This window comes from Pedobacter westerhofensis (assembly GCF_900182595.1).
GTDB classification, from domain to species: domain Bacteria; phylum Bacteroidota; class Bacteroidia; order Sphingobacteriales; family Sphingobacteriaceae; genus Pedobacter; species Pedobacter westerhofensis.
The window spans coordinates 453848-470672 of the sequence record NZ_FXTN01000001.1; the positions used below are offsets into that span (position 1 = coordinate 453848).

A 16825-nucleotide genomic window follows, 5' to 3' on the forward strand; every position below is an offset into this window, starting at 1 on the left:
TCTTAAAAAATTTTGTGAGGGTGCCTATGGTACCCTTTTCGCATTAACTGCCTCCCGGATACCGGGGGAATTATCTCCTCCGGAATGTACTATTATTGTGTTCCTCTGATAAAAACTCTATTATTGCATTCGCAAATACAACCAATATGCCATCATCTGACCAAATATCTACCGTTCCCGGTTTATTGCGGAACGTAGTAGAAAATATTCATTCTCCTGAATCTACTTTTCTTATCCATAAAAAAGCAGAAAGCTGGGAAAATATCTCATTTAAAACAACACTTGAAAATGCCGATGCGGTGGCTGCCTTTTTCCTGGAAAAGGGTATTGTTAAAGGAGACAGAATGGGGCTGATGATCGAAAACGGGCCGGACTATATCTTCTATGATCAGGGTGTACAGCAGATCGGGGCAATCAACGTATCCATTTACCCTACCCTGTCTGAACATGAGGTTGAATATATTATCAACGACTCGGGCATGCGGGCAATACTGGTTGGCAATAACTTTTTGTATAAAAAGATATTAAAGATCGCTGCAAACTGCAGGCGACTGGAATATATTATCCCGGCTTTTGATGACCATGAAAAAATCACTGTCCCTGCTGATCTTCATCTTCAGATCATCAGCTTTGAAGATTTGCTCAGCACCGGTAAAATAAAAACGGCGCAATATCAGCATGACATCAGGGCCATACGTGAAACAATCAGTCCCTCAGACACTTCCTCACTGGTATACACCTCGGGCACAACAGGTACGCCAAAAGGCGTAATGCTGTCGCACAATAACTTTGTAGAGAATGTAAAGGTATGCCTCACACAGATGGAAGTAATTGATAAGGACGATGTCTTTCTGTCCTTCCTGCCGCTCTCGCATGTTTTTGAGCGCACCGCTACCTACCATGTATGCTGCACAGCCGGATGTACCATGGCATTTGCCCAGAGCCTGGAGCTGCTGGCCAAAAATATGATGGAAGTAAGGCCTACCGTGATGAACTGTGTGCCGCGCCTACTGGAGCGCATCCACGATAAAGCTTACAAAAGCGGTACTGCCGAAGGCGGTGTTAAAGCCAGGATTTTCCTTTGGGCAATGGAAACCGGTAAAAATTACCGCCAGAAACTGGATGAAGGAAAAACGCCGGGCATACTGCTTTCTACGGAAAAAATGATCGCAGAAAAATTAGTATTCAGCAAGATCAAGGAAAAAACAGGCGGAAGGCTAAAATTTCTGATTTCCGGCGGAGCCGCTCTCCCAAAAAATGTAGGAGAGTTTTTTGGCAACCTTGGCATCAAGGTATGTGAAGGATTTGGCTTAACCGAAACCTCACCGGTAATGACTTTCAGCGAGGCCAACAGACAGGTATATGGTACCGTGGGAAGGGTTATCCCCGGCATTGAAGTAGCCATACAGGATATCGAAACCAAAGAGATCATCAATATACAGACACACGATACCTTTGATGAAAACTTTGTATGTCCTGAAGGAGAAATCATTGTGCGCGGCCATTGCGTTATGCAGGGCTATTTCAATAAACCTGCAGAAACCGCAGAGGCTATTGATAAGGACAACTGGTTCCATACGGGCGATATCGGCAGGTTCTACAAAGGATATCTGCAGATTACCGACCGTCTAAAAAACATGATCGTTAATGCTTACGGTAAAAACGTTTACCCTACCCCCGTAGAAAACATTTATTTAAAGAGCCTTAAGATTGAGCAGATCTTTCTGATTGGTGATAAAAGGGAATATCTTACAGCTATTGTGATCCCAAACAGGGAGAGCATGCAGGAAAAATTTGGCTTGCCAAATGAGTTTTTTGAATCGCCGGAAATATTTATTACGGAGCCTGAGATCGTTGAATGGATCAACCAGGATATCAAACTCTTCTCCAAAGAACTGGCCAAGTTTGAGCGCATTAAAAATTTCATGATCAAAAGAAACCCCTTTAGCATGGATGAAGGCGAGATCACCCCTACTATGAAAATCAAACGTAAAGTAGTAGAAACGAAATATGCCGAAAGTATCGCCGGGATGTATATGGCATCTGTAGAGGCAGATTAGAATTTTCTAAAAAGAATCTTCTATTTTACTATTTTTGCTGAACATATGAGTACAGGACTATCAGAACAAGAAATATTGCGCAGAAATGCGCTTGTACAGTTGCGAGAACTGGGCATTGATCCCTACCCTGCCGAAGGTTATGAGATCAACACAACCGCTGAAGATATCTTAGCAAACTACAATGAGGAAAATAAGGAAGCTTATCAAAACGTAAGCTTTGCCGGCAGGATCATGACCAGGCGTATCATGGGCAGCGCAGCCTTTGCCGAGTTACAGGATTCAACAGGCCGTATCCAGGTTTACCTGAAGAGAGACGACCTATGCCCGGAGGAAGACAAGACACTTTACAATACCGTTTTCAAGAAATTACTGGATCTGGGCGATTTCATAGGTATCAAAGGATATGTATTCACTACTCAAACCGGCGAAATCTCTGTTCATGTTACTGAATTCACTTTATTATCAAAATCACTAAAACCTCTGCCCGTTGTTAAACGTGATGAGGAAGGAAATATTTATGATGGCTTTACCGATCCTGAGCTGAGATACAGACAGCGTTATGTGGATCTGACGGTAAATCCAGACTTTAAACAGATTTTTATCAACCGCTCAAAGGTGATCAGCACCATGCGGAATTACTTTGACCAGCAGGGCTGGATGGAGGTAGAAACACCTATCCTTCAGGCCATACATGGTGGTGCCGCGGCACGTCCGTTTGAAACACACCACAATACCCTGGATATGCCATTATACCTCAGGATAGCCAATGAGCTGTACCTGAAGAGACTGATCGTTGCCGGTTTTGATGGTGTATATGAGTTCGGCAAAATGTTTAGAAATGAAGGCATGGACCGCACGCACAATCCGGAATATACCGCGATGGAAATCTATGTGGCCTATAAGGATTATATCTGGATGATGGCCATGGTAGAAGAATGCCTTGAAAAGGTTGCAATGGCGATACACGGCAAACCGGTAGTTAAAGTTGGAGAGCACGAGATCAATTTTGCAGGGCCGTACGAGAAACTAACCATGTATGAGTCGATTCAGAAATATACAGGCATCGACGTTTCTGCAATGACAGAAGAGGAACTGGTAGCTACATGCAAAAGCCTGAATATAGAAGTTAATTCATCAATGGGCCGTGGCAAACTGATCGATGAGCTGTTTAGTGAAAAGGTAGAAGCCAACCTGATCCAGCCAACCTATATTACCGACTACCCTATTGAGATGACTCCCCTGGCAAAAAAACACAGAAGCAAAGAAGGGCTGGTAGAGCGTTTTGAGCTATTTGTAATGGGTAAAGAGATTGGCAACGCTTATTCTGAGCTCAATGACCCGATTGATCAGAAAGAACGCTTTGAAGACCAGCTGAAATTAGCAGACAGGGGCGATGATGAAGCCATGGCGATGGATGATGATTTTGTACGCGCACTGGAATACGGTATGCCGCCAACATCGGGATTAGGTGTAGGGATCGACCGTCTGGTGATGCTGATGACTAACCAGTCTACCATCCAGGAAGTACTTTTCTTCCCCCAGATGAGACCGGAGAAAAAAGCAAAGGTGACTACTGATGAAGATTTTGTAAATGCAGGAATACCGGCAGAATGGGTGCAGGTGATCAGGAAAATGGGTTTCAATACGATTGAGGATCTTGCCGGAGCAAATGCCAATAAGGTGTTTAACGACCTGGGCGGGATGCGCAAGAAACTGAAACTGGATCTTACTATGCCTTCAAAAGAAGATGTAACGGCTTGGTTTTCTTAGGCAAACTACCTGATTAGCTTAACATAAAGATAACAAAGACTTAAAGGGCTGCCGTAATGATTTATGGCAGCCCTTTTTTATTTTTACCAGACACAAATAATTTGTAAAGCTATGAATAACTCTAGTCTGGAAATTACCGAAAACGAATACTGCATAAAATTAAGCAAGGATGCTTTTGATTTGTCCCTGATTCGTCAGCTGATCAAAAGAATTCAGTCTGAGCAACTGTTCTTTAGCAAAAGCAAAGATTACATGGATGATGACATCATCAGCAGAGGCGGACTGAATGAGAATGAAAATTTTGACAGTTTAAATGAGAAATAAAAAAAACGCTGTATCATTGAACAAATGTTAGCCTTTTTTTATTTATTTTTGCCCTTGATGTTGTTTTTCTGAAGTTTCAGGTGAATGTTTTTAAGAACCGGCCAAAAGAGAGAAAAGTAGCGCTGTCAAGTTGCTTTTTTCTTAGATTTTGTGCGATGCGCTCAATCCCCATTCGATTTCAACTTTTTCTTTACCTCGGAGCATAAAGCGGCAGAAACCATGGTTCTGTTTAATATTAGCGAAGATTCAATGGCTTCCTGCACCTCTCTTTAAAGAACACACGGTCATTTTGGAATTGAGAAACCTATTATTTACATTTCTCAACCGTTGTCCGTTCGTATCATGCTGTATCATCGTTTTGTTCAAAAACGATCCTGTACCGTTTTACAACCGTTCCTGTACCGTACCTTCTGTACCCCTTTAATACTCCATCCATACCACAACCATACTGCATCTTTACTCCTTAGGTATAATTGCAGTATGGTTGTGGTATGGATGGGGTAAGCATGGTACGGTGCAAATACGGAGCTGAAACGGTAAAGATACGTTATCAAGCAAACCAGTATACGAACGATAGCTAAACAGTGCAGGGATGAAGCATGGTTAAGGTGAAAACAAACCAACAATTACACTTTATCTGGTAATTATGGCAACACAGGGAAGCCCATATGCTAAACGCCCGGAAATGCAGGTTCTCTGATTTGGTAACAGCATTAAGATACCGCCTGTTTGTTTATTTTAAACAATCTGCGTTCTCAATTCGACGTTAAATTACCTGCTGTATCTCACCTGCTGTTGCTTGTCCAGCATTCCCAATTGATCTTTCATCTGTTTGATCTGGTCGGCAAGTAGCTTATTTTTATCCGCTTTCTTTGCTTCTGTCAGATACATTTGCGCCTCCCTTTTGTTTCTTTTTCCCATTGCAATACCAGCTAAACTGAGCTTGGCAAGGGCAATGTTATGATCCATCTGCATACCCAGTGAAAGTGCTTTCTTAAAATACTTCTCTGACTGCATCGGTGCTTTTCTTGATTCAATCAGGCCCATCAGCAGTTGGTAGTAACCATGCTGTATCCTGATCAGCTGAGTTTCGTAATTCGTGATCTTCCTCAGATACAGTTCGGCTTTTGTCATATCGTCTTTACGCAAAAACCACTGTGCAAGCAGCATATTCTCATTATAGAAAAAGGTAACAATGATCAGCAAACTAATGAGTACTGCTAAAACACCCCAGCCCCAGAAACCGAAAATCATCAGTGCTATCGCAGCACCCAATACCACAAAACCTGCGATAAGTCTTACTATGTTTGGCATATCTATCTTTAATTATTTTTTATGCAAATATCGTGTTTATATACCAAAAAAGCAGAGCTAAAAGAATAATTAATCATTCGTGTGACCAGGTGATACAGCTACCCTTTGAATAGCATCACGCCGGCCGCTTGCTCTGGAAATTGCGACATCATTAGGAGGATATCAATAAATATATCAATGTAAAACATTCCTGCTTATATTTGTTATCCTTGAGCACCGGATTTTTACACACCGGCGCAGTACAGGCAATCAAATTAAACGGAATATCAATGATCCCAACCAATTGTACCCGCGAAAGCATCCTTTCGGTAACGGAAATGAAAGAAAAGTATGATACGGAATATTCCGGATATACTCCTGATCCGGCAGTATTGAAGGAATTGAAGCCGCTACTGGGAATTACAAAACCGGACGGAGAAACCTCCCCCTTGTCCGGAGATATCAAAATCGTTATCGTTATGGGCACCTGGTGCAGTGATTCAAGATTACATGTTTCACACTTTTATAAAATCGCTGATAGCATTGCTATCAATGAAAACAATATTTCCCTGATTTGCGTAGATGAAACCAAGAAAGCTGAAAACGGTTTAACAGATCACTTAAACATCACCAGTGTCCCTACGTTTATTCTATCACAAAATGACAGGGAAATTGGTCGGATTATTGAAACACCGGAAAACACGCTCGAAAGCGATATGGTACACATCTTAACAAACAAATAAAAAGCATGTCAGCAGCATTAGAACCAGGCTGGTTAAAAGTCCTTGAACCTGAATTTGAAAAACAGTACATGAAAGACCTGAAGGCTTTTCTGGTACAGGAAAAAGAAGCGGGAATTACGGTCTTTCCTAAAAACGCAGATATCTTTAATGCGTTTAATTATACCCCATTTGATAAAGTTGAGGTGGTTATACTTGGCCAGGACCCCTATCATGGAGAAGGACAGGCACATGGGCTGTCGTTCTCAGTAAAAAAAGGAGTAGTTGCCCCGCCTTCATTAAAAAACATATATAAGGAGCTGGAAACAGATATCGAAGGTTTTACCACGCCCAATAACGGACAGCTGACACAGTGGGCGGAAGAAGGGGTTTTACTGCTCAACGCTACCCTTACGGTACGCGCCCATCAGGCCAATTCTCACCAGGGCAAAGGATGGGAAGCATTTACCGATCAGGCCATCCGCCAGTTATCAGAAAAGAAAAGCGGTTTGGTATTTTTATTATGGGGAAAGTTTGCACAGAATAAGTCGGTATTAATCGATGAGACAAAGCATACGGTGATCAAGTCTGCCCATCCCTCTCCATTTTCCGCTTATACAGGATTTTTTGGCAGCAGGCCTTTCTCAAAAACCAATGCAGCATTGATTGCCAGCGGTAAAAAACCTATCAACTGGCAGATCAGTTAATATTCCAGGGGTACGATCGGTTCTTTTTTCGTGGTAGACATGATCATCATCGTTTGAAAAGTCTTCACCACGCTGATCTTACTGATCTTATCCATGATTAATCTCTCATAGGCTTTGATATCGCTCACATAAACCTTCAGCAAAAAGTCTGCCTGTCCGGTTACGTGGTGGCATTCTGTGATTTCCTTGATCTGGTTTACCTCATCCAGGAAAATCTGGATCGTATTGTTCTTATGAAAATCAAGCTGAACCTGAATAAAGGTCTTGATACCTAAACCAAGCTTCTCTTCATCAACAAGCGCATGATAGCTTTTGATAAAACCAGACATCTCCAGCTTTCTGACCCTTTCTAAAGTAGGTGCCGGTGACAGCCCAATTTCCTGTGATAAAAGTAGATTGGTTATTCTTCCGTTTTCCTGTAAAAGTCTAAGTATTTTAAAATCTATTTTATCTAATTCTGTTGCCATTTTCCTGGATCTTGAACTCAAAGGTAGAATAACGACAGCTTATTTACCAAATTTAATTCTAAAAAATATCATTTAAATTATGCTTTATTTTATAAAAAAATTTTTAGATTTATCTAAATATTCAATTAGGCTTGTAAAATGCATTCTTTCACTGAGGAGAACTACCTGAAGACCATCTATCATTTATCACAGCTAAACGACAGTCCCGTACAAACCAATGCAATTGCAGAAGGAATGAAAACGCGTGCTGCTTCGGTAACGGATATGCTGAAAAAGCTTTCGGACAAGCAGCTAATAGATTATATCAAATATCAGGGGGTAACACTTACCGAAAGGGGCAAAACAACGGCAGTAGGCGTAATCAGAAAACACCGTCTCTGGGAGGTTTTCCTGGTAGAAAAGCTTAAGTTTAAATGGGACGAAGTACATGACATTGCCGAGGAGCTGGAACATATCAATTCCGGCTTACTGGTAGAGCGCCTGGATGAGTTCCTCGGATTCCCCAAGAGAGATCCTCACGGAGACCCGATCCCTGATAAGGATGGTATTTTTGAGCCTGATCAGAATATCCATCTTCATGAGATGTGCCAGGGTGATAAAGGAGTGATCATTGGCGTAAATGAATATACCTCGTCCTTTCTCAAACACCTGGAAAGACTGGGGCTAACCATTGGCATCCGGATTGAGATAGAAGAAATCGCCGACTATGACGGTTCTGTGGAACTGCTGGTAGAGGGCAAAAGAATTAATGTAAGCAGAGAGGTTACCCAGCGGATCCTCGTTAACTATAAATAGCGCCTTAAAATATTATTTACCAATGAAGAATGCAGAATCGCTAAGCGAAGTACATCAGAGTGTCAATACCAGTAAGCGTACCGGCTGGAAAAGGATCTTGTCTTTCATCGGCCCCGCCTATCTGGTCAGCGTGGGCTATATGGATCCGGGAAACTGGGCTACCGATCTGGCGGGGGGAAGTAAATTTGGCTACCAGCTGATATGGATCCTGCTGATGTCTAACATGATTGCCCTGTTGCTGCAGTCTTTGAGTGCCCGGCTGGGCATTGTGCGCGGGCTCGACCTCGCTCAGGCTTCCAGAAATGCCTACCCCAAATGGGCAAACATTCCCTTATTTGCACTGGCACAAACCGCCATTGTAGCCTGCGATCTCGCAGAAATTATCGGTATGGCGATTGGATTAAACCTGCTGTTTGGCCTGCCCCTGATCTGGGGGATCAGTATCACTATTTTTGATACTGTACTGCTGCTGTTCCTGATGAATAAAGGCATGCGCAAGATGGAAGTATTTATTGTTTCGATGGTCTTTATTGTTGGCTTTTCATTTCTCGTGGAGATGTTCATCGTTGAACCCTCATTTAAAGAGATTGTAGGCGGATTAAAGCCCTCTTTTCTGTCCGGACAGGCATTATATATCGCGATAGGGATTATTGGCGCCACGGTAATGCCGCATAATCTTTACCTGCACTCATCACTGGTACAGACAAGAAAATTTGAAAGAGACGAAAAAGGTATCAAAGAAGCCATAAAGTTCAATTTTATAGATACCGCAGTAGCGCTCAATCTTGCATTTTTTGTGAATGCGGCCATCCTGATCCTTGCTGCCGCTGCCTTTTTCAAAAACGGGCACCATGAAGTAGCAGAGATCCAGGATGCCTACAAATTACTTGGGCATATTTTTGGCGGCATCGCGCCCACATTGTTTGCACTGGCGCTGATTGCAGCCGGACAAAGCTCTACAGTTACCGGTACCCTGGCGGGACAGATCATTATGGAAGGGCATATCAACCTGAGGATACAACCCTGGTTGCGCCGGCTGATCACACGTCTGCTGGCCATCATACCGGCATTTTTCACGATTCTGTATTTCGGGGACGACGCCCTGAGCGGATTGCTGATCCTGAGCCAGGTGGTATTAAGCCTGCAGCTGGGTTTCGCCGTGATCCCACTGATCCATTTCACTTCTGATAAAAAAGAAATGAAAGGCTTTGCCATTAAATTATGGGTAAAGGTGCTGGCCTGGTTAAGTGCTGGTGTAATCGTTCTTCTGAACATCAAGCTCGTAGTAGAAGAAATCGCCGGATGGGCAAAAGCCTCAGATGGCTGGTATATTTATGTGGTGATTATTCCTGTAGCTGTGCTGATCGGCCTGATGCTGGTCTACGTTTTCGTATATCCGCTGATTGCCAGGAGCAAAGTCAAAAATAATGTTCCCCATGGTACTGCGCTGGATATAGAGGTGATAGAAAAAATCAGCTATACCACGATCGGCATTACCGTAGATTTTTCTAAAAATGACCGCAATACCATCAGGCATGCCCTGATACAGGGAGGTAAAAGTGCAGATTATCATCTGATACATATCGTAGAAACCGCCGCAGCACGTTATCATGGCAAGGCAACGATGGACCATGAGACGCTGAGTGATGCAGAAAACCTGGATAAATATTGCCAGAACCTGGCAGAGCTGGGCTATCATGCCATACCCCATATCGGCTTTGGCAGCACCGCCACTGCAATTGCCGAAATTACCAAAGGCAATAAGCTGCAGCTGCTGGTGATGGGTGCCCATGGGCATAAAGGTTTAAAAGACCTGATATTTGGCACTACTGTTGAGTCTGTACGCCATAAAGTAACTATTCCTGTATTGGTTGTCAGATAAGACATTTCAGCAGGAAAGTTCAGTTTAAATTGAGATAAATCTGCTGTAAACCGGCAGATCTTTCTGATATTTGTTAATTCTATGAAGAACGATATTCAAATAAAAAATAAAAGAGCATACTTCGATTATAATATCATTGAGAAATATGATGCGGGGCTTGCCCTGCTCGGTACAGAGATCAAAGCGATCAGACAAGGCAAAGCCAACATGACTGATGCCTTCTGTATGTTTATCGGCAATGTATTGTACGTAAGGAACCTTCATATTTCTGAATATAGCCACAGTTCTTTTCACCACCATGATATCAAGCGCGACAGGATCCTGCTGCTGCAGAAAAAAGAGCTGAAAAAGCTGAAATTCAGAAGTGAAGAAAAAGGATATACCATTGTGCCTCTGCGTATCTTTACCAATGACAGAGGTTTCGCCAAAATCGAAATCGCGCTGGCACAGGGCAAGAAAGAATTTGACAAAAGAGACAGCATCAAAGACCGCGAATCTAAAAGGGAAATGGACCGTGCATTAAAGGTTTAGGCCTGCACAGCATTTTCAGCAAAGGCCTGAATTACCAGGCCTGATCTCCTACCAGCGGGACAAACCTAAAGGTATCAAGTTCAAATTTCTCAAATTCTGTCTCGTTAATGCGGATCACGGTAACCATCGTCTGTGATCGTTCGTTCCCTACGGGGATCACCAGTATGCCACCTATTTTAAGTTGTTTAAGCAAGATCTCGGGCACAAATGGTGCACCGGCCGTAACGATGATCTTATGATATGGCGCATGAGCTGCAATCCCCATAGAGCCATCACCGAAAAAGAAATTTGCAGGATAACCCATTCCCGGAAGCACTTTGATGGTATGCCTGTAAATACTTTCCTGTCTTTCAATTGTGTACACCTCAGCCCCAAGCTCCATCAGTATACAGGTCTGGTAGCCAGAGCCGGTACCAATCTCCAGTACTTTATCGCCTTTTGTTATATGCAGCAGCTCGCTCTGATAGGCTACCGTATAAGGCTGTGATATCGTCTGGCCATCACCGATAGGAAAAGCAATATCTTTGTATGCCTGGTTCCAGAAGGTTTCATCAAAAAAGAAATGTCTTGGTACTTTGCCAATTGCATTTAACACCCGCTGGTCTGTAATCCCTCTTGACGCAAGATGCTCCACCAGCTTTTTACGCGCTCCCCTTTCCCGGTAATTGTCTACAAATTTATAAGCCATTGAACTCAAAAATACTTCTTTGCGAGCAAAAATCAATTGTATTTAACACAGTAAAATTGATATAAAACATAAAAACCACCAGATCACTGTCTTGAGTGTCTGCAAACACAGGATTAATTTCCCGCAAAGGAAGAGGCAATTTTATTTAAGAATACGTAGCAGAATTACTTCAGAAAACAAAAATATTTAGTATTTGCCTTTTTTAATCCGGCTAACAAATATCATATATTTTTGGGTAAACACACCCAATTTAATCACCATATGAAGTTAACATCATTCCTGCTGCTGACCGGTTTGCTCCTGTCAGGATATTCCTATGCACAGGTCAACGGGAACTATAATTATTCCCTCGCCCTCAGAGGCTTTTCCATCCTGCAGGCACCAAAAATATTCAACCAGAATTCAGAAACGTATGTAAACAATACCATAACCGGCGAGATGATCAAATTCAACGACAACCAGGTGAGTTACAGGGTAAGCGGAAATTATTTAAAAAAGTCTTTATCATTTAATAACACCTGTATGAATTGTGAACTTGCGCATGGCAGGATAAAGGACTATGCTTTTAAGATCGGGATGGAGAAAAATTTTAATTATGCACGCATCCAGCCCTATTTTGCAATTGATATCGGATACCGGTTTAATCAGTTTAAAGGTCTCCTGAATACTGTAAATTACCAGCAAAGCATTACTTCAGTTCATGCCCTTGAAGATACCAAAAGCGGAGGAACTGCCTCATCAGTGATTGGGTTTAAAATCAACCCGGTTAATCAGGTATCACTTTTTATTGAAAGCGGCATTGAGTTTTATTATGCCTATATCCGTCAGGAAACCACCTCACAGGATGCGTCAGCCATCAGGAGCCAGAACAAGTTTAACCGTGGTGAATTTCTGCTGAACCCTATTTCTGCAGGCATCCAGATCCATCTTGGGAATAAAAACTAATAGGGGTCTACATCAACCTGGATGATGATCCCTTTATACGCTTTTTCACTGTTAAAATCGGTAATCGTTTGTTTGATTACACCCTTCACTTTCTGGATCGCGTCTGCTTTGTCTGATTTGATGATCAGCTGTTTGATATAGTAATTCCTGATCCTTGATACCAGAGGCTGCTCCGGACCCAATACGCGGTTACCTAACTGCGACCTTAGTAATGCTGCGAAATGCGCCGATGCGGCATTCAGCAGGTTAGAGTCCTTGTGTTTTACGTTGATAAATATCAGCCTTGTAAACGGAGGATAGTGGAACTGCCTGCGTTCTTCAATCTCATCATTGTACATTGCGATGTAATTGTTTTCCACTACCTGCTTAATGATGCGGTGGTCGTCATCATAGGCCTGGATGCAAACCTTGCCCTGTTTATCTCTCCGGCCTGCCCTGCCTGCAACCTGCGCCAGCAGCTGATAACTGCGCTCAAAAGCCCTGAAATCGGGGTAATTGAGCAGCGTATCGGCATTGATCACGCCAATCAGCGTCACATTATCAAAATCCAGTCCTTTGGCAACCATCTGCGTACCAATCAGGATATCCGTTTTCTTGTCCTGGAAATCGCCGATGATCTTTTGCAGGCTGTTCTTTGTCCTGGTACTATCTACGTCCAGCCGTGCAATCTTTACCTCAGGAAAAATCAGGCTTAGTTCTTCTTCCACGCGCTCTGTTCCAAAGCCCTTCTGCTCAATGTGTACCGATCCGCAGGCAGGACAGATATTCATGCTGCTTTCATGGTAACCGCAATAATGACAATGCAGTTTGCCGCTGCTTTTGTGAAAGGTAAGGCTCACATCACAGTTCACACATTTGGGCGCAAAACCGCAGGTCTTGCAGATCAGGATGGTTGCATAGCCTCTCCTGTTCTGGAACAGGATTACCTGTTCCTTTTTTTCCAGTGTTGCAGTAATATCATCGATCAGCACACTGGAGAAATAAGAAACCATTTTCTTTCTTTTGGTTTCTTCAGAAATACTTACCACCTCCTGCAGGGGAAGCTCTACGCCTCCAAACCTTTCATTCAGCGTTACCAAACCATATTTATGGTTCAGTGCATTGTAATAACTTTCTATAGAAGGTGTGGCAGAGCCCAGTACGATCTTTGCCTTATGGAGATGTGCCAGATATACCGCAGCATCCCTTGCCTGATAACGTGGTGCGGGTTCATTCTGTTTATAGGACGACTCATGTTCTTCATCCACTACAATCAGTTTTAAGGCATTAAAAGGCAGAAAAACCGATGAACGTGCACCAAGCACGATCCGGTATTTGCCGTTGATCACATTGTTCCAGATCTCCACGCGCTCGTTGTCGTTAAACTTGGAATGGTATACGCCGATGGCATCGCCAAAATAGCGTTTTATCCGTTCTACGATCTGTGTAGTCAGTGCAATTTCGGGCAGCAGGAAAAGCACCTGACCGCCATTTGCAATGGCTTCCTCAATCAGTTTGATATAGACCTGGGTTTTGCCCGAGGCAGTGATGCCATGCAGCAGCACTACATCCTTTGTCTCAAATGCGGTTCCGATACCGCCCAGTGCGGTGCTCTGCGCTTCGCTCAGTTTAAAGTTCAGGATCAGGTCGTCGTTTTCATCCTGCAGGCGGCTTACCGCTTTCTTATGCAGGCTAAAGATTTCCTTGTCCAGCAAAGATTTGAGTGCGGCCTGCCCGCAGTTGCTGTCTTCCAGCAGTTGCTGACGTGAAATTTCCTGACCTGTTTTAGACAGTTTGATGTATGCCAGCAGGGCATCCAGTTGTTTTGGAGCGCGTTCCAGCACTTCAAACAATTGTCTAAAATTCCCCTCCTCTTTATAAAAAGAATTGAGGGTGATGTATGATTTTAACAGCGGCTTGTATTTTTCTACAACCTCTTCCGCGATGTAAACAATTTCCTTGTCCAGCAGCGACCGGATGATGGGGAACACCGTTTTTTGTCCCAGCAGAGCAGAAATCTGATCAACTGTAAGCCTTTTTTGTTTTTCCAGGGCCGTAATCAGTACCGCTTCCTTATCCGTCACAAAAAGCTCCTGATGGTTTACCTCTTCACGGAGGATGATGATCGTTTCGCTGGCCAGCTTTAAGCCGGCAGGCAGGGCGGCCGACATTACATCTCCCTCATTACAGAGATAATAATCTGTCATCCACTCCCAAAATTGTAATTGCGTCTGGTTCACCACCGGATGCTCATCGATTACATCGATGATATATTTTGCGGCATATAATTCGGGCGCAGTCTGGCTGATGCTCCTGATCAGGGCAGTGTATATCTTATTCTTGCCAAACTGAACAATAACCCTCTTACCAACGGCGGTGTGCTCATTTAAATGAAAGGGCACCCGGTAGATATAGTTTTTTGACAGTGAAAGCGGTAAAATAACTTCGATGAAAAGGGTATCCCTTTCTGTAAAATCTATATCAATATGATCCTGCATTTATCTGTTTTTTAATGCGGCAAAAAAGAGCATCGCCCAGCCTGCAATCAGGAGCAGGCCTCCCAGCGGTGTTACGGGGCCTATTATATTTACAAAGCTGATATGCGTAATTTCCCTGGTTGCCAGCAGGTAAAGCGATCCCGAAAAAAGTACGATCCCTATGGTAAAGCAAAAATATGAAATGTCTACCAGTTTTGTCCGGAACCGCGCAAAGGTAGATAAGAAAAGCAAGGCAAAAGTATGGTAAAACTGGTATTCAATTCCTTTGGTCCATATAGCAAGCTGGTCAGCAGAGAGAACATTTTTCAAACTGTGGGCACCAAAAGCGCCGAACATTACTGCCACCGCACCAAAAAAGGATGCAGTTAAAATTATTCGTCTATTCATTCAATTAGCTTTTATCGCTGCCACAAAATTAAGAAACCTCTTTGCATTTTCTTAGTAATCCAACTATTAAATTAAATTTGCTTAAATACAAATGAAAAGAATATACCTCACCCTAATTATATTACTCGCTGCGATGTCTGGCATGGCATACCTATATTTTTCCAGGCTGAACAGGGAAAGTACGTATAACGAGGTAAGCCTCCATGCTGCAACCGCAAACTCCGGACTGGTGTTCTGTATACATAACGATAAAAGCATCTTCGAAATTTTGAAGGGGCAGGATCTGTTTGAAAAAGTACTGGGCGAAAGCCGTTTTAACCAGCTCAGCCTGTTAAAAGACCTTCTGATTTCCAATACAGCGGTAAACAGCCTGATTGCAAACAGGGATGTTTTCATCAGTTTCTCGGGCGGCAAGACCAGGGAGATCAATTACCTGATCAGTACACAGTTAAACGGCGAGCCCGGGAAACCTGTGATCACCGATGCCCTGCAGTCGGCAGGCATTAAAGTAACAGAAGCCGCAGGGATGATCAAGCTAACACTGAACGACAGTACCGTATTTTACCTCGGGCTGGATAAAAACCTGGTGCTCCTGGCAGACAAACCGGAGCTGGTACAATCAGGACTCAGCCAGAGCCCCTCAAAAAGCTCGGAGGACTTTGTAAAGTATATTAAATTAAACAGCAAACTGGGGAAAAACAGCGTAGGCAACCTCTTTATCGATTTTAATAAGATCCCGCCGCTGCTCAAATCAATGATGCCCGGCAATCTAAACGGAAGTACGGCTCTCTTTAACCACCAGGATTCTTTTGCCGCACTTAACTATAATTTTAGCCGCGAGCGCTTGTTTTTCAGCGGCAGCACCCGGCTCAATGCCGCGGGAAACTATCTGAGCCTCTATGCTGCAACAGCGCCACAAAAGAACAGTATGGACAACCTTTTGCCCGCCAATACGGCAAACTTCAGGCTGTATGCCATACCTGATTACAAGCTGTGGCACAAGTCGCTCAACAGCTGGTTCAGCCTGCACAAAGAAGATCAGCTGGTCAGAAAAAACATTCAGCATACTGATCAGCTTTACCACCTCAATCCGGATGATATCTTCCCCAGATATTTCAAAGATCAGCTGATCACTTTTCAGCTGCGGTCTTCAGAAAACCTGGGTGCAATCAATCTGAGCAACGGAGATAAGGTAAAACAGCTGCTGATCGATATCAGTACAGATTATGACAGCGACATCAAGCTGTTTAAAGTGGCAGACCTGCTGTATGGGTATTTTGGCGAACCTTTCAAAAAATTTAGCAGGCCGTACTATACGATCATAGATAATTACCTGGTTGTTGCCAATCAGCCTGCTACGCTGCAGGAATTCCTGAGCTATTACAGAAGAAATGAGCTGCTGGTAAGCACGCCGGACTATATAGACCTGTACGCACAGATCTCCAACACAGCGAGTGTTACTTTTTACGCTAACCACAAAAATTCTGCTGATATTGTTCGCAACAGCATTTTCAGCTCTTATTATAAACATTTTGCGGCTGATAAAGGACTTGGAAAATTCAGTTCGATGATTTATCAGCTCAATGGCGGACAGGGTGATTTCCAGACTAATTTCTTAATCAACAGGTTAGCTGAAAACGATAATAAATCTATAACTGACAGCTTATCAATTATCAGATAATACCCTAAAAATTGTGAATGATTTACATGGGGGTAAAATTTAACATCCAAATAATAGCTTTATAGTATTAAAATCCTCATATTTAAGGACGCTATCATA

15 protein-coding genes and 1 pseudogene are annotated in these 16825 nt (G+C 43.1%); 10 read left to right on the plus strand and 6 right to left on the minus strand.

Features of this window, described 5'->3' with window-relative positions; all coding sequences use genetic code 11:
* Positions 1-146 precede the first annotated feature (146 nt).
* The 3 genes from FN831_RS01830 (at position 147) to FN831_RS01840 (ending at position 4154) form a co-directional block, all read left to right on the plus strand.
* Positions 147-2060: an AMP-dependent synthetase/ligase gene (locus FN831_RS01830; protein ID WP_142526477.1), complete on the plus strand. Its 1914-nt coding sequence runs from the start codon at positions 147-149 to the stop codon at positions 2058-2060.
* 45 nt (positions 2061-2105) lie between these two features.
* Entirely contained in the window at positions 2106-3830 is a 1725-nt protein-coding gene (gene lysS, locus FN831_RS01835; protein WP_142526478.1) for a lysine--tRNA ligase, read from the plus strand.
* A gap of 111 nt (positions 3831-3941) precedes the next feature.
* Positions 3942-4154, plus strand: coding sequence for a hypothetical protein (locus FN831_RS01840; RefSeq protein ID WP_142526479.1), 213 nt, complete (start codon positions 3942-3944; stop codon positions 4152-4154).
* Between the two features lie 76 nt (positions 4155-4230).
* On the opposite strand, the pseudogene FN831_RS28370 reads toward FN831_RS01840, so the two are convergent.
* Together FN831_RS28370 and FN831_RS01845 are read right to left on the minus strand one after the other, a co-directional pair.
* Positions 4231-4400 (minus strand): annotated as a pseudogene (locus FN831_RS28370) (transposase); the annotation flags it as partial.
* Between the two features lie 525 nt (positions 4401-4925).
* The gene (locus FN831_RS01845) at positions 4926-5468 is read right to left on the minus strand and encodes a DUF2892 domain-containing protein (protein ID WP_142526480.1); all 543 of its coding nucleotides are present in this window, start codon (positions 5466-5468) and stop codon (positions 4926-4928) included.
* A 269-nt stretch (positions 5469-5737) separates the two neighbouring features.
* Here FN831_RS01845 and FN831_RS01850 point away from each other — a divergent pair, with 269 nt between their 5' ends.
* Both FN831_RS01850 and ung read left to right on the plus strand, forming a co-directional pair.
* On the plus strand, positions 5738-6190 hold the full coding sequence (locus tag FN831_RS01850) for a thioredoxin domain-containing protein (protein ID WP_142526481.1): 453 nt from the start codon (positions 5738-5740) through the stop codon (positions 6188-6190).
* A 5-nt stretch (positions 6191-6195) separates the two neighbouring features.
* The gene (gene ung / locus FN831_RS01855) at positions 6196-6873 is read left to right on the plus strand and encodes a uracil-DNA glycosylase (protein ID WP_142526482.1); all 678 of its coding nucleotides are present in this window, start codon (positions 6196-6198) and stop codon (positions 6871-6873) included.
* Here the strand turns inward: ung and FN831_RS01860 are convergent.
* Complete coding sequence (locus FN831_RS01860; protein ID WP_090554417.1) at positions 6870-7340, minus strand: Lrp/AsnC family transcriptional regulator; 471 nt, start codon at positions 7338-7340, stop codon at positions 6870-6872. The two genes, ung and FN831_RS01860, sit on opposite strands and share 4 nt — an antisense overlap.
* A 138-nt stretch (positions 7341-7478) precedes the next feature.
* On the opposite strand from FN831_RS01860, the gene FN831_RS01865 reads away from it, so the two are divergent.
* The 3 genes from FN831_RS01865 (at position 7479) to smpB (ending at position 10548) form a co-directional block, all read left to right on the plus strand.
* Positions 7479-8135 (plus strand): metal-dependent transcriptional regulator, encoded by a 657-nt coding sequence (locus FN831_RS01865; protein WP_142526483.1) that lies wholly within the window; start codon positions 7479-7481, stop codon positions 8133-8135.
* 22 nt (positions 8136-8157) lie between these two features.
* Positions 8158-10017, plus strand: coding sequence for an Nramp family divalent metal transporter (locus FN831_RS01870; protein ID WP_142526484.1), 1860 nt, complete (start codon positions 8158-8160; stop codon positions 10015-10017).
* An 81-nt stretch (positions 10018-10098) separates the two neighbouring features.
* Positions 10099-10548 carry an SsrA-binding protein SmpB gene (gene smpB, locus FN831_RS01875; RefSeq protein WP_142526485.1) on the plus strand — a complete coding sequence of 150 codons (450 nt, stop codon included), beginning with the start codon at positions 10099-10101 and terminating at the stop codon, positions 10546-10548.
* A 31-nt stretch (positions 10549-10579) separates the two neighbouring features.
* On the opposite strand, the gene FN831_RS01880 is transcribed toward smpB, so the two are convergent.
* Positions 10580-11236, minus strand: coding sequence for a protein-L-isoaspartate(D-aspartate) O-methyltransferase (locus tag FN831_RS01880; protein ID WP_142526486.1), 657 nt, complete (start codon positions 11234-11236; stop codon positions 10580-10582).
* A gap of 261 nt (positions 11237-11497) precedes the next feature.
* On the opposite strand from FN831_RS01880, the gene FN831_RS01885 reads away from it, so the two are divergent.
* A complete protein-coding gene (locus FN831_RS01885) occupies positions 11498-12181 on the plus strand; it encodes a hypothetical protein (RefSeq protein ID WP_142526487.1) in 684 nt (227 codons plus the stop codon).
* On the opposite strand, the gene priA is transcribed toward FN831_RS01885, so the two are convergent.
* Together priA and FN831_RS01895 are read right to left on the minus strand one after the other, a co-directional pair.
* Complete coding sequence (gene priA, locus FN831_RS01890; protein WP_142526488.1) at positions 12178-14658, minus strand: replication restart helicase PriA; 2481 nt, start codon at positions 14656-14658, stop codon at positions 12178-12180. The two genes, FN831_RS01885 and priA, sit on opposite strands and share 4 nt — an antisense overlap.
* Positions 14659-15045 carry a DUF423 domain-containing protein gene (locus FN831_RS01895; protein ID WP_142526489.1) on the minus strand — a complete coding sequence of 129 codons (387 nt, stop codon included), beginning with the start codon at positions 15043-15045 and terminating at the stop codon, positions 14659-14661.
* Between the two features lie 91 nt (positions 15046-15136).
* Between FN831_RS01895 and FN831_RS01900 the strand changes: the two genes are divergently transcribed.
* Positions 15137-16726 carry a hypothetical protein gene (locus FN831_RS01900; protein ID WP_142526490.1) on the plus strand — a complete coding sequence of 530 codons (1590 nt, stop codon included), beginning with the start codon at positions 15137-15139 and terminating at the stop codon, positions 16724-16726.
* Positions 16727-16825 lie beyond the last annotated feature (99 nt).

Excerpts from the sequence above, each read along its gene's own strand:
- FN831_RS01830 (WP_142526477.1), top strand. The coding sequence starts at position 147 with ATGCCATCATCTGACCAAATATCTACCGTTCCCGGTTTATTGCGGAAC.
- lysS (WP_142526478.1), top strand. The coding sequence starts at position 2,106 with ATGAGTACAGGACTATCAGAACAAGAAATATTGCGCAGAAATGCGCTT.
- FN831_RS01840 (WP_142526479.1), top strand. The coding sequence starts at position 3,942 with ATGAATAACTCTAGTCTGGAAATTACCGAAAACGAATACTGCATAAAA.
- FN831_RS01845 (WP_142526480.1), bottom strand. The coding sequence starts at position 5,468 with ATGCCAAACATAGTAAGACTTATCGCAGGTTTTGTGGTATTGGGTGCT.
- FN831_RS01850 (WP_142526481.1), top strand. The coding sequence starts at position 5,738 with ATGATCCCAACCAATTGTACCCGCGAAAGCATCCTTTCGGTAACGGAA.
- ung (WP_142526482.1), top strand. The coding sequence starts at position 6,196 with ATGTCAGCAGCATTAGAACCAGGCTGGTTAAAAGTCCTTGAACCTGAA.
- FN831_RS01860 (WP_090554417.1), bottom strand. The coding sequence starts at position 7,340 with ATGGCAACAGAATTAGATAAAATAGATTTTAAAATACTTAGACTTTTA.
- FN831_RS01865 (WP_142526483.1), top strand. The coding sequence starts at position 7,479 with ATGCATTCTTTCACTGAGGAGAACTACCTGAAGACCATCTATCATTTA.
- FN831_RS01870 (WP_142526484.1), top strand. The coding sequence starts at position 8,158 with ATGAAGAATGCAGAATCGCTAAGCGAAGTACATCAGAGTGTCAATACC.
- smpB (WP_142526485.1), top strand. The coding sequence starts at position 10,099 with ATGAAGAACGATATTCAAATAAAAAATAAAAGAGCATACTTCGATTAT.
- FN831_RS01880 (WP_142526486.1), bottom strand. The coding sequence starts at position 11,236 with ATGGCTTATAAATTTGTAGACAATTACCGGGAAAGGGGAGCGCGTAAA.
- FN831_RS01885 (WP_142526487.1), top strand. The coding sequence starts at position 11,498 with ATGAAGTTAACATCATTCCTGCTGCTGACCGGTTTGCTCCTGTCAGGA.
- priA (WP_142526488.1), bottom strand. The coding sequence starts at position 14,658 with ATGCAGGATCATATTGATATAGATTTTACAGAAAGGGATACCCTTTTC.
- FN831_RS01895 (WP_142526489.1), bottom strand. The coding sequence starts at position 15,045 with ATGAATAGACGAATAATTTTAACTGCATCCTTTTTTGGTGCGGTGGCA.
- FN831_RS01900 (WP_142526490.1), top strand. The coding sequence starts at position 15,137 with ATGAAAAGAATATACCTCACCCTAATTATATTACTCGCTGCGATGTCT.